We start from the raw sequence: 12,393 nt of genomic DNA, 5'->3' as shown, positions 1-12,393 counted from the left end.
CGAGAGTACGTCGTGGACTAGCGGGGTCGCCGCAATCCGAGACGAGCGGCCGAGCGGCGGCCACCGACGTTGGGTTGACGTCGGATCGCGCGGCGTTCGGAAGGCTTGATGTCCCAGGTTTCGGGACGTGCTGCCACCCACCGCTTCGAGTGCACGGCAAACGGGATGTGCACCAGGTAGATCGCGATGAGAACGATCAGCAGGATGTACGGGTAGGTGATGAGTGCGGCCGCAGCCAACGTCACCAGGACGAGCAGGCCGGCCGCCATGTGCGGCGGCACGGATACCGACTTCATCGCCAGCGTCGGGATGCGGCTGACGATCAGTGCAGCCGAGAAGAGCGTCCACACGATGACGACGAAGTGCGAAGACCACCAGCCGTCACCCCACTGAGCCGTCGCGGCCAGGGGAGTGAGGGCGATGAGTGCGCCGGCCGGAGCCGGCACGCCGACGAAGTACTCACGTGCGTACGCGGGGACGTCGTCGTCGTCGAGCAGGGTGTTGAAACGTGCGAGTCGCAACACGATGCTGACCGCGTAGATCAACGCGATGATCCAGCCGATGCTGGTGCCGTCCAGCAAGGTCACGTACAGGACCAGGGCCGGGGCGACGCCGAAGGAGATGGAGTCGGCCAGTGAGTCGAGTTCGGCGCCGATCTTGCTGGTGGCGTCGAGCAGTCGCGCGATGCGGCCGTCGAGTGAATCGAGGACGGCAGCGGCGCCGATCATCGCGAGCGAGGTACCGGGTTGTCCGTCGAGAGCGAATTTGACGGCGGACAGCCCGGCGCACAGCGCCAGGATGGTGATGACGGACGGCAGCAACCGCACCGCCTGGGTGCGTTTGGGCATCTTCGCGCCGGGTTGGGCTGCTCCCGGCTTCTTCACGGCTGACTTCATCTTCGGCGTCTTCACGGCAGTTGCGCGATAACTGTTTCAGCACCGATCGTGCGTTGTCCCGGCTCGACCAGGAGTGTGGTTCCGGCGGGGAAATAGGTGTCGACGCGTGAGCCGAAACGGATCAGTCCGTACGTGTCGCCGATCGGCAGGACGTCACCGACACCGGCGTAGCAGACGATGCGGCGTGCGAGCAGTCCCGCGATCTGGACAACCGCAACGTCGTGACCATCGGCGGTTTCGATCAGCATGCTGTTGCGCTCGTTGACCTCGCTGGCGTCGGCGAGATCTGCGGAGAGGAACTTGCCTGCCTGGTGAACGACCTCTTTGACCGTGCCACCGACAGGGCTGCGCTGGACATGCACGTCGAGAACCGACAGGAAGATGCTGACGCGCGGGCGCGGCTCGCTTCCGAGATTGAGCTCGGCGGGCGGAACGGCGTTGTCGACCAGCGCCACCTCGCCGTCGGCGGGTGCGACGACGACGCCGATGCGGTTGGGCGGCACCCGGTGCGGGTGACGGAAGAACGTGGCGCATGCGGCGGCGGTGGTCAGACCGGCTCGGCGCACCCACTTACGGTTGCGGCCCAGAGCTGCAACTCCCAGCGGGGCCAGCACGAACGGCAGGCCGGCGGGATGAAGTGGCGGAATCGCATGGCGAACCAGATCGACGATATGTCCGATCCCGGTGGGTTGCGGGGTTCCGGGGGGTGTGGGTCGGCGTGCCACAGGCTCCTCTAACTACTCGGTAGGTCTTCTGCTGGTCGCACTGACAGTACGGGGTGGTAGAGCATCCATAGATTACGTGAACGCCTTCTCTCCTACAGGCTGTAGTGGCATCAAGTACGAGTAGTACCCGACACAGTCGCCGGTGCGTATCGCCAGCGGGAGCGTCGCACCGCTTACTCGGATCACCAGTTGCCGCCCCGGTTGGGCTGCGGCGGCGTCGCGCAGTCGCTGCCGGTCGACCAGTACTCGGAACCTCTCACGGGGATCTGTTCCGCCCGGATCCACCCGGGCACCACCGTCTTCGCCGACGCTGACGACGGCACTGTCCTCGGTGCCGTTGAGCAGGGCGGCAAGGTGGTCGCCGCTCAGTTCGACGGCGTCGTTGTGCTCGCGCAGGATTCGGTGATCAGGGAACTCTCCGTCCTCGATCAGGGGACTGGACACCTCACCCCCCCGGATACGACGCAGTCACCGTGCGCGGGGAGAAAGTCAGCGTCACGACGCCGGCGACATCGCGCAACAATCGCGCGAAGGCCACGGGAACGACAGCGGACACCGTCAGAGCAGAGTGAACTTTCACCTCTGCGACCGCGAGCCGGAACTGATCAGTGGTGACAAACGCAGCGACGCCGTCGTGAATGTCGAGGTGGACGCCGCGAAGTATCGGGAACTCCGATTCCTCGTTCACGGCGAACAGCACGGCGTCGAGTGCGCGTCGTAGATCCCACGAGTCGATGTCCACGCCGCCGGAGGCAGGTAGCGAATCGATCAGCCGGTGAATTCGCCCCAGTTCGGCGCGGGCGTCGGCGAGACCGTCCTCGAGGTTGCGCAGATGGGCGTCCAGGCACGAATGCGGTTCCGGCCCTGTCAGGACGGCCATCATGTCGCGGATCGGAACACCGACGCGTCGCATACCGGCGATCATGCGGGCGTCGCGGAGCTGATCGTCGGTGTACCAGCGGTAACCGGTGTGCGGATCGACGGAATGCGGGCCGAGCACGCCTTCCTTGTCATAGAACCGCAGCGCGCTGATCGGGAGCGCCGACGCCCTGGACATCTCGCCGATCGTCAAGAGGGCGGAACTAGTGGTCACGGATCAATTCTGCCCGCAGTCGCTCGATGGCGCCCCTGATCATCCGGCCGTAACCGTCGTCGGCGAGTGTGCCGACCGACGCCTCGGCCTTCGTCAGATGTTCGACGGCCTCGGTGTCGCGTCCGAGTTTGCGGTAGTCGGCAGCCAGGTTGAGGTGCAGCGATGGATAGAAACCGGCGACCTGCAGCGATGCGTGGTGTTCCTGGGCTCGCGCGTCGGTCAACGAATCGGCAGCGTCGAGGGCGCGCAGGTCCCAGCAGAGCTCCTGAGCCGGATCGTCTTGAACGTCGGCCATGTAGTGCGCGAGGGAGACGATGTGGAGCGCATCGGGGGCGGCGCTGATCTCTTCCCACACCTTCTCGAACGCAGAGCGAGCCCCGGCTCGATCGCCGGAGCTCGCCAATTCTTGTGCCTGCGCTATCTGTGTCATCACGGGATCCATGGAACGGATCCTGATGCCTCGACCAGGTCGAGGGTCAAGCAGAGGTGCGTGCAGCCGCCTCGGCCTCGCTCTTCACACGCTTCAATGTGGCATTCATGCCTTCAACGAGCTCGACCTCGAAGTCGGCGTTTCCGCCCAGGACGGTCTTGACGAGGAACTGCGAGACCTTCGACGTTCCGGTGGGAGCCTCGCGACGCTCGGTCACTTTGGTGCCGGTTGCGGTCGGCTCGAGTTCGTAGGACCAGATCGTGCGGTTCTCCGCGATGCGGAACGCCACCGACTTGTTGGGCTCGAAGCGAACGACCTTCGACGACGTCGGCCAGACCAGCAGGCCCTTGCGGTTGACGTTGATCGTCTTGGCGCCCTCACGCACGGTCCCGCCGATTACCTTCATCACCTTGCACTGGGGGCTCCATTCGCCCATGCGCTGCAGGTCGGCGACGATTGCCCACACGTCCTGCGGTGATGCGTCGATGTCGATGCTTGCTTCGAGGGTGTTGGACACAGTCTCTCCAGTCGAGTTGATGCTACGTAAAGTTACAAACACTTTTGTCGATCGTAAGCGATCCGTCAATGGACCATGTGTGTCAGGTCACTGTACGGCCGTCCAACAGGGTCGTGCGGGAACACGCGCGGTGGTAGCGGACAATGGTTCGCGCACGTATGACGATCCATCCGACTGGAGTACCGAGAAGTGAACAGCGACGCCGCGACGCAGGATGGCCTCAAGCGAGGGCTGACAGCGCGCCATATCCGCTTCATCGCCCTCGGATCAGCCATCGGAACCGGACTGTTCTACGGCAGCGCCGAGGCCATCAAACGAGCCGGCCCGTCGGTGCTCCTGGCCTACCTGATCGGCGGTATCGCGGTCTACCTGGTGTTGCGAGCGCTCGGCGAGATGGCGGTCCGTAACCCGGTTTCCGGTTCGTTCAGCGAGTACGCGAACAAGCACCTCGGACCACTCGCCGGTTTCATGACCGGGTGGACGTACACGTTCGAGATGGTGATCGTGTGCCTCGCCGACGTCACCGCCTTCGGCCTGTACATGCAGTTCTGGTTCCCGGACGTACCGAGATGGATCTGGGTTCTGGCTGTCGTCTTCTTCATCGGCGCGATAAACCTGTTGAGCGTCAAGGTGTTCGGCGAACTGGAATTCTGGTTCACGCTCGTGAAGATCACCGCCATCATCGCGATGATCGCCGGCGGCATCGCGATCATCGTGTTCGGATTCGGCGTTCACGACACCGATGCCGGAATCAGCCACCTCTGGTCGGACGGCGGGTTCTTCGCGACGGGCTTCGGCGGATTCGTCGCGTGTTTCGCGATCGTCATGTTCGCGTTCGGTGGCACCGAGATCATCGGTATCACCGCGGGCGAAGCCGAGGATCCGGCGCAGACCATCAGGAAAGCCGTCAACACGGTCCCGGTGCGCATCATTCTCTTCTACATCTGCACCCTCGCCGTCATCATGGCGATCATTCCGTGGCAGACCATCAACTCCGACAACAGCCCGTTCGTCCAGATCTTCGAGAACCTCGGATTGGGAACGGCCGCATCGATCCTCAACATCGTTGTCATCACCGCGGCCCTGTCCGCCATCAACAGCGACGTTTTCGGTGCGGGTCGCATGATGTTCGGAATGTCGCATGCCGGTCAGGCCCCGCAGGTGATGAAGAGAGTCTCCGCCAACGGTGTTCCGTGGATGACTGTTGTCATCATGACCGGTGCCCTGTTGGTGGGAGTACTGCTCAACTACCTGATCCCGGACCAGGTGTTCCTCGTCATCGCCTCGCTGGCGACCTTCGCCACCATTTTCGTCTGGATCATGATCCTGCTCTCGCAGTTCCGTTCCCGCGCTCAGATGAGTGCAGACGAAACAGCGGCACTGAAGTTTCCAGTGCCGCTGTGGCCGTACGGTCAGATCTTCGCGATCGTGTTCCTGGCTTTTGTCATCGTGTTGCTCGGCGTCATCGCCGATACCCGAGTTGCGCTGCTCGTCGGTGCCGGATGGCTGGTTCTGCTGACGGGCGCGTACTACAAGTGGGTGAAACCGGCTGTCAGCGCAGCGGATCGAAGTGGCGCATGACGGTCGGCGTCTGAGCGCCGGTCATCGAGTCGGCCACCATCTTTCCGGTCAACGGACCCAGGGCGATTCCCCACATCCCGTGACCACCGGCGACGTGCACCCGCGGCGACTTCGTGGCTCCGATCAACGGCAAGCCGTCGGTAGTGCACGGTCGTGATCCCACCCATTCCTCTTCCCGCGCAGTCCAGTCGATGCCGCTGAGCATCGGCTTGGCCGCATCGATGATCGCCTGCACGCGGCGTGGATCCAGCGGCGCGTCAGGGCTGCGGAATTCCATCATTCCGGCCACTCGGAAGCGATCGTGCAACGGAGTGCATGCGACGCGCTGGGTGGGGAAATACACAGGGTTCTTGGGGAGGTGCTCGGGCTTGACACTGAAGCTGTATCCGCGTCCGGCCTGCACCAGTTTGCGCACACCGAACGGTGCTGCGAGCTTGTTCAAGCGGGCACCGCTCGAGATGACCACGGCGTCGCCGTCGCGTGAATCACCGTGTGCACTGCGAACAGTGACTCCGCCGACCCGATCGTCGATCTGCGTGACGTCGAAACCGCTGACGATTTCTCCACCGCGTTCACGAACCGCGTCCGCCAACGAGTTCACGAACAACGGGGGATCGATGAAACGCTGATTACGCAGACGCAAACCGGCTTTCACACCCTGGCCGAGTGAAGGCTCGAGCGAATGAATCGCGTCGTAGTCGAGGAGGTCGAAGTCGACCTCGCCGCCCGCGGCCTCGACGTGATGGAACTCGTCCACCAAGGTCTGTCGGTCCTTCTCGGACGCAAACGCGGCGAGGAAAGGATCGGCCAGGCGGGTCAGCTCTTTGACGCCACCGTCGGCGAGTTCGTCGTACGCGCCCAAGGCTGTTCGGTTGACCTCGGTGTAGACCGACATCGCTTCCTGCCACTTCGACGGCGTGCAGTGGCGCGCGAACCCGACCAGGAACCGAATCAGCTTCAGATCGGTGGTCAGTGGCACGTACACCGGGGACGACGGGCTGAGCATCGCGCGCAAGCCGTATTGGAGCACTGCGGGTTCGGGCAGCGGAAGCGTCAATGCGGGGGCAAGCCAACCGGCGTTGCCCCAGCTCGCGTCGGCTGCGACGCCGTCGCGATCGACGACGGTGACCTCGACTCCACGTTCCTGCAAGAACCAGGCCGTCGACAATCCGACAACACCCGCACCGACCACGACCACACGATCGGGGCTCTGACGAGTTCCCATGACGCACTCCTTCTACAGACTCTGCTCGAACCGAGACGCCGGTCACATCCGGCTCTTCTCTCAAGCATGAATCGCGGGGGCGGCAAAAGGACTGGCCGTTCGGCCATCGTCGGAGCTACCTCGTTGTGGATTCGCACAACGCACCGCCGCGCCTGCTCAGCGAGCGAGTTTGAACTGCAGCATCAGAATCAAGCGGGTGTCGGCGTCGGTCAGGTCGACGCCGCACATCTCCTTGCCTCGACGCAGGCGGTTGCGGAGCGTGTTGGGGTGAACATGCAGTGCGGCAGAAGAATTCGCCACGTCACCGCCGTGCTCGAGAAAGGCCTTTGCCGTCGCGACCAGATCGCTGCCGTGCTGAGAGTCGTGACGTTCGAGGCTTCCGAGTGGTGTGGAGTCGCCGAGTCCGTCGATGATGTCGGCGACGTGCAGGGCGAGTACGGAGGCCAACGTGTCCCTCATTCCCGCGACGGTTCCGCCGGACCGGCCATGACGAAGCGCTCCGAGAACATGGTCGGTGTCCGAGCGCGAAAGATGTGATTCGCTTGCAGACTTCACTGTCCGACCGACGGCCACTGCCAGGAATTCGCGACCGCGGGCGCGGGTGAGGAAGTCGGCGGACAATCGGCGAGCGTTGGTCTCGTCGGTCGCGATGACAAGGTAGATGGTCTCGGACAGTTGAGCTGCAACGGCGTCGACGGCCAGAGTGTCGAGGTACAAGCTCAAAGAGGCGACCAACCCCGCCGGCAGTGGTCCCGCAACGGTTCCGACGGCGACGACGGTGAGCGGGCCTGCCAACCGCAAGTCGTCGGCGGCGCGGAATGCGGGTTCGCCACCGCCGATCAGAGCTTGGACGCGCTGGGATTGGCGACGGCGTGTGCTGTCGACCCGGTCACGCTCCGAGGCGATTCTCTCGGCCACGACAGATACCGCGGATCGAAGTATCGATTCCTGTGTGGGCGTCGGTGTTCCGGCGAGTGCGACCCAGATCGAGCCGACGGGGCGATCGTTCTCGCGAACTGCGATGACCAGGCGCGGCGTGATCGCAGGGTCTTCGAGATCAACGTAGATTGGGTCACTCTCTCGGTGGAGACGATCGAATACTCCTGCATCGGAGAGTAATTGGCGGAATCGGCTGGGTACCTGCCGGCCGAGGATCGTGCCGATGCGAGCTTCGTCCACGGCCTGCTCGCCGCCGGAGTACGCGAGGACAGTCGAGTTCTCGTCCTCGATCGTGACGGGAGCGCCGAGCAATTCGGCCAGAGAACCGGCAACGGAGAAGAGGTCGTCGTCGCGCAGGTCCATGGGTGGGAGCCTACTGAGCGATCGACGGATTTCGGGTTACGACGCCTCGGCAGGACCTCGATGGCGAATATAGGCTGGTGCAATGGCCGACATCGAAGGTGTTCTGTTCGATATCGACGGAGTCCTGCTCACGTCCTGGCAGCCGATCGAGGGAGCAGGGGAAGCAGTACGCGAAGTTCGGCGGCGCGGATTGGCCTGTGGATTTCTGACCAACACAACCTCGCGCAGTTCGACGCTCATCGCGCAGGGGTTGTGCGACGCCGGTATCGAGGTCGAGGCGAGCCAGATAGTTACTGCCGCCAGGCTCACAGGGGAGTACGTGCGGGCGACCTACCCGGACGCGCGGGCGTGGGTCCTCAATCACGGTGACGTGTCTGCCGATCTCGAGGGAATCGAATTCGACGACGCCGATCCGGAGGTCGTGATTCTCGGCGGCGCCGGCCCGGAGTTCACCCACGAGGCGCTGAGCCGAGTGCTCGAACTTCTGCTCGCCGGTGTGCCCGTCGTCGCGATGCACCGCGGGATGATGTGGGAGACCGTAGACGGCCTTCGGATCGACACCGGAACGTACTTGCCGGGCTTCGAGGAAGTGGCAGGTGTAAATATCGCCGCAGTGGGTAAACCGTCTCTCACGGGGTTCCTGACAGCCACGGAGCTGATGCATGTCGAACCTGAGGCGACGGTGATGGTCGGCGACGACCTGATCGGGGACGTCCTCTCCTCACAGCGGGTCGGCCTGACCGGAGTTCTGGTGCGCACAGGCAAGTTTCGGCAAACAGTGCTCGACCTGTCGGTTCAGAAGCCTGATCATGTCATCGATTCGGTCGCGGATCTTCCGGCCCTTCTCGGGGTCGTCCTCGAGGCTTGACCAGGCGGGGGTGACGGACTTCACTCGAGCGGGTACTCTCGCGCCCGAATCCAATGAACTTGTTCCACGAAGGAGTTTTCTATGCCCTTGATCTCGTCAGTCTGGTTCCGTCGCTCATCCTCTCGAGTCAGCGGAATTTCCAGTAGTCGGTTGGGGGGCCGCCTGGCGAGAACAGGGGCTGTGATGACTGTAGGTATGGGGCTCGCCGCCGGGCTGGCGCTGACCGGTGCGGGAGCTGCTTCGGCAGCCCCCGTCACGTGTGTCTCGCCGCCGTCGGCCAATGACATCCAGGTCTCCGAGACCGCGAGCTGCGGCGCGCAGTCCGTCGGAGCCGGCCGTTCGCAGGCCGGTGCTGCCGAGAGCGGTACCGCTGTGAGCGTCGCCGCCGACAACGGCTACTCCAATTCATATGCAAACGGCTTCGGAACCGCGCTGGGGGCTTCTCGCGGTAACGGTCAGGCGCAGGCATTTGCGCTCGGCGGCGGTATCGCGCGGGCCGGGGCGGCTGACGGCAACGTCACCTTCGCCATCGCCGGTTACGGAGCGGGCGCTACGGCCGATGCCAACGGCGTCGACTGCGTCGGAGTGCTCTCGTTTGCGGTCAATTTGAGTAACGGACAGTTCTGCATCGCGGGCTGAGGCTCAACCTTGCACTCGGCACGCTCGAGTGCTAAAAATGCAGTTGGCACTCGCGAACCGTGAGTGCCAGGTCGAGGCAGTGAGACCGGGAACCATAGACACCCCCGGTCGTCCGTCGCGGGCACTGACTAGACCACAGGCGTAGATGGGTGACCAGGCAAATCGGTCGCCCGTGTAATGAGGTGACTGGTCAAACGGTCGCCTTGTGCCGATGAGGTGACCCGACGAGCGGTCACCTTGTGTGTCACCCCCTATCCGGAGGATCACTTCGCAATGGCAAAGATCATCGCGTTCGACGAAGAGGCACGTCGTGGCCTCGAGCGAGGCCTCAACGCCCTCGCCGACGCTGTCAAGGTGACGTTGGGCCCCAAGGGTCGCAACGTCGTTCTCGAAAAGAAGTGGGGCGCCCCCACGATCACCAACGATGGTGTTTCCATCGCCAAGGAGATCGAACTCGACGACCCGTACGAGAAGATCGGCGCCGAGCTCGTCAAGGAGGTCGCCAAGAAGACTGACGACGTCGCTGGCGACGGCACCACCACCGCTACCGTTCTCGCACAGGCTCTGGTCCGTGAAGGCCTGCGCAACGTCGCAGCCGGCGCGAACCCGCTCGGCCTCAAGCGCGGCATCGAGAAGGCTGTCGAGGCTGTCACAGCTCGCCTGCTCGAGACCGCCAAGGAGATCGACACCAAGGAGCAGATCGCTGCTACCGCCGGTATTTCCGCCGGCGACCCGTCCATCGGTGAGCTCATCGCCGAGGCTATGGACAAGGTCGGCAAGGAAGGCGTCATCACGGTCGAGGAGTCCAACACCTTCGGCCTGCAGCTCGAGCTCACCGAGGGCATGCGCTTCGACAAGGGCTACATCTCGGCGTACTTCGCCACCGATGCAGAGCGTCAGGAAGCCGTCCTCGAAGACGCGTACATCCTGCTCGTCAGCTCCAAGATCTCCACGGTCAAGGACCTGCTGCCCCTGCTGGAGAAGGTCATCCAGTCCGGCAAGCCGCTCCTGATCATCGCCGAGGACGTCGAGGGCGAAGCTCTCTCCACCCTCGTGGTCAACAAGATCCGTGGCACCTTCAAGTCTGTTGCCGTCAAGGCTCCCGGCTTCGGTGACCGTCGTAAGGCTCAGCTCGCCGACATCGCCATCCTCACCGGTGGCGAGGTCATCAGCGAAGAGGTCGGACTCTCCTTGGAGACCGCAGGCCTCGAGCTCCTCGGCCAGGCACGCAAGGTCGTCATCACCAAGGACGAGACCACCATCGTCGAGGGTGCCGGCGACGCCGACGCAATCGCCGGTCGTGTCAGCCAGATCCGCGCCGAGATCGAGAACAGCGACTCGGATTACGACCGTGAGAAGCTGCAGGAACGTCTGGCCAAGCTGGCCGGCGGCGTTGCAGTCATCAAGGCCGGCGCTGCTACCGAGGTCGAGCTCAAGGAGCGCAAGCACCGCATCGAAGATGCAGTGCGTAACGCAAAGGCAGCCGTCGAAGAGGGCATCGTCGCCGGTGGTGGCGTTGCACTTCTCCAGGCAGCTCCCGCACTGGACGACCTCAAGCTCGAAGGTGACGAGGCAACCGGCGCGAACATCGTTCGCGTTGCACTGTCCGCTCCGCTCAAGCAGATCGCATTCAACGCAGGCCTCGAGCCCGGCGTTGTTGCGGACAAGGTCTCCAACCTGCCCGCAGGTCACGGCCTCAACGCTGCGACCAACGAGTACGGCGACCTGCTCGCTGCAGGCATCAACGACCCGGTCAAGGTCACCCGCTCGGCACTGCAGAACGCAGCGTCCATCGCGGCTCTGTTCCTGACGACCGAAGCCGTTGTCGCTGACAAGCCCGAGAAGGCCGGAGCGCCTGCAGGCGATCCGACCGGCGGCATGGGCGGCATGGACTTCTGAGTCCATCTCCACCTAGCTCCTAGAGCCCGGCCCACCATTCGGTGGGCCGGGCTTTTGCTTGTCTGGAGACAAATGCGGGCATTTTTGTCCACTACTGCGACGCGATCGCGGTTTCCCGTTGCACGCTCGATGCTGTGTGCGTTTACGCCCGCGCTTACGTCCGGTTGTGTCGGCGTCTTCGGACCACTGTGATGATTTCGTCCGCCACAGCGTCGAGATGGGCCATCGCGGTGGCGGCGGAGTAACGCAACACCATCCATCCGTCGAGAACGAGTGCGTTCTGACGCCGTCGATCGTTGTTGAAAGTTGCGGGGTCGGTATGGAATTCGCGCCCGTCGATCTCCACGATCACCCGGGCTCGCGTGTCGACCAGGTCGCCGAAGTAGGGTCCGACCCGAGCGTTGATCTCCAGGTGGACGTTGCGCGCAGTCAGCGCACGGGCGACTGCTCGCTCCGGTTCCGAACGAGTGAGCGGGCAACAGGTGCGGAGTTGTTCGCGTACGGCGGGGATCCCGTGCCTGCCGCGGCTCGCATCACACAGTTGGGCTATCGACTTCCACGGCACTCGGGTCGATACCGCCGCGTCGAAGAAGGCCTCGAGTTCCGGGCGTGGCAACGTGGTCGCGACGTCGATGAAGCACTGCTCGATCGGCACGATCGGTAAACCCATCCACTCATCCGACGAGACTCCTGTTCGTCGGTGAAGCCGTACCCACTGCGGACTGCCTGCTCGGACGCTGGGAGCCACGGTGGCCTCGACGAAGCGTGGTTCCTCCGGCAGGAGATCCCACAGCCAGGCCGCGCTGGTATGGCTGAGGACGGCCTCGGGCTTCCACAGTGTGACCGCGACGCAACGCTCGAAGTATCCAGGTTCTTCGGTGGAGTACACCGACGGCAGGATTCGATGGAGTCGCCCTGACCGCGTGGATCGGGAGATCGAACTGCTCGAGGTGCCCTGCTCGAGCAACTGGTTTCTCGTGACAACTTCCACGTATGCACTGTGGCGGCAAGGGCCTGACGACGCGGATTCAGAAGCCACTTTGTGGATGGCCGCGTGTGTGTGGACAACCTCATGGCGTAACAGGTGTATCGAGAAGGTGGGGAACGAGAAGCTTCACCTATCCGAATGTTGAAGGATGTTTGATATTTTCCGTCCCGATTGTTCGCCTCCGCTAACCTGTGAAGTGCGGATACCTCTAGTTCTTTTGGTGGATGATT

General features: G+C 63.5%; 13 protein-coding genes. 4 read left to right on the top strand and 9 right to left on the bottom strand.

Going from position 1 to position 12,393, the window contains the following annotated elements:
* Positions 1-17: 17 nt before the first annotated feature.
* From H351_RS24440 to H351_RS24420, 6 genes are all read right to left on the bottom strand, one after another.
* Positions 18-848 (bottom strand): CDP-alcohol phosphatidyltransferase family protein, encoded by an 831-nt coding sequence (locus H351_RS24440; protein WP_029254795.1) that lies wholly within the window; start codon positions 846-848, stop codon positions 18-20.
* Positions 849-907: 59 nt separating this feature from the next.
* The gene (locus tag H351_RS24435; protein ID WP_003941540.1) at positions 908-1,621 is read right to left on the bottom strand and encodes a phosphatidylserine decarboxylase; all 714 of its coding nucleotides are present in this window, start codon (positions 1,619-1,621) and stop codon (positions 908-910) included.
* A 72-nt stretch (positions 1,622-1,693) separates the two neighbouring features.
* Entirely contained in the window at positions 1,694-2,065 is a 372-nt protein-coding gene (locus tag H351_RS32590; protein WP_244891390.1) for a hypothetical protein, read from the bottom strand.
* A 1-nt stretch (position 2,066) separates the two neighbouring features.
* Positions 2,067-2,714 (bottom strand): DNA polymerase III subunit beta family protein, encoded by a 648-nt coding sequence (locus H351_RS32585; protein ID WP_244891389.1) that lies wholly within the window; start codon positions 2,712-2,714, stop codon positions 2,067-2,069.
* The gene (locus tag H351_RS24425; protein ID WP_003941524.1) at positions 2,704-3,156 is read right to left on the bottom strand and encodes a hypothetical protein; all 453 of its coding nucleotides are present in this window, start codon (positions 3,154-3,156) and stop codon (positions 2,704-2,706) included. Before H351_RS24425 ends, H351_RS32585 begins: the two co-directional genes overlap by 11 nt.
* A gap of 34 nt (positions 3,157-3,190) precedes the next feature.
* On the bottom strand, positions 3,191-3,661 hold the full coding sequence (locus tag H351_RS24420) for an SRPBCC family protein (protein WP_003941500.1): 471 nt from the start codon (positions 3,659-3,661) through the stop codon (positions 3,191-3,193).
* 189 nt (positions 3,662-3,850) lie between these two features.
* Here H351_RS24420 and H351_RS24415 point away from each other — a divergent pair, with 189 nt between their 5' ends.
* A complete protein-coding gene (locus tag H351_RS24415; RefSeq protein WP_019744479.1) occupies positions 3,851-5,242 on the top strand; it encodes an amino acid permease in 1,392 nt (463 codons plus the stop codon).
* Here H351_RS24415 and H351_RS24410 read toward each other — a convergent pair.
* A complete protein-coding gene (locus H351_RS24410) occupies positions 5,214-6,467 on the bottom strand; it encodes an NAD(P)/FAD-dependent oxidoreductase (protein WP_007733715.1) in 1,254 nt (417 codons plus the stop codon). The genes H351_RS24415 and H351_RS24410 overlap by 29 nt on opposite strands.
* A 156-nt stretch (positions 6,468-6,623) precedes the next feature.
* A complete protein-coding gene (locus H351_RS24405) occupies positions 6,624-7,769 on the bottom strand; it encodes a PucR family transcriptional regulator (RefSeq protein ID WP_021333987.1) in 1,146 nt (381 codons plus the stop codon).
* An 82-nt stretch (positions 7,770-7,851) separates the two neighbouring features.
* On the opposite strand from H351_RS24405, the gene H351_RS24400 reads away from it, so the two are divergent.
* The 3 genes from H351_RS24400 to groL all read left to right on the top strand — a co-directional run bounded on the left by H351_RS24400 (position 7,852) and on the right by groL (position 11,175).
* Positions 7,852-8,637, top strand: coding sequence for an HAD-IIA family hydrolase (locus tag H351_RS24400; RefSeq protein WP_003941506.1), 786 nt, complete (start codon positions 7,852-7,854; stop codon positions 8,635-8,637).
* Between the two features lie 81 nt (positions 8,638-8,718).
* A complete protein-coding gene (locus tag H351_RS24395) occupies positions 8,719-9,276 on the top strand; it encodes a DUF6764 family protein (protein WP_019744475.1) in 558 nt (185 codons plus the stop codon).
* Positions 9,277-9,549: 273 nt separating this feature from the next.
* Complete coding sequence (gene groL / locus H351_RS24390; protein WP_003941476.1) at positions 9,550-11,175, top strand: chaperonin GroEL; 1,626 nt, start codon at positions 9,550-9,552, stop codon at positions 11,173-11,175.
* 154 nt (positions 11,176-11,329) lie between these two features.
* Here the strand turns inward: groL and H351_RS24385 are convergent, their stop codons facing one another.
* Entirely contained in the window at positions 11,330-12,166 is an 837-nt protein-coding gene (locus H351_RS24385) for a DUF559 domain-containing protein (RefSeq protein WP_029254796.1), read from the bottom strand.
* Positions 12,167-12,393: the final 227 nt, after the last annotated feature.

Source organism: Rhodococcus erythropolis R138, from assembly GCF_000696675.2.
In the GTDB taxonomy this organism is placed as follows: domain Bacteria; phylum Actinomycetota; class Actinomycetes; order Mycobacteriales; family Mycobacteriaceae; genus Rhodococcus_F; species Rhodococcus_F erythropolis.
This window is presented reverse-complemented; position numbering and strand designations above follow the sequence as displayed.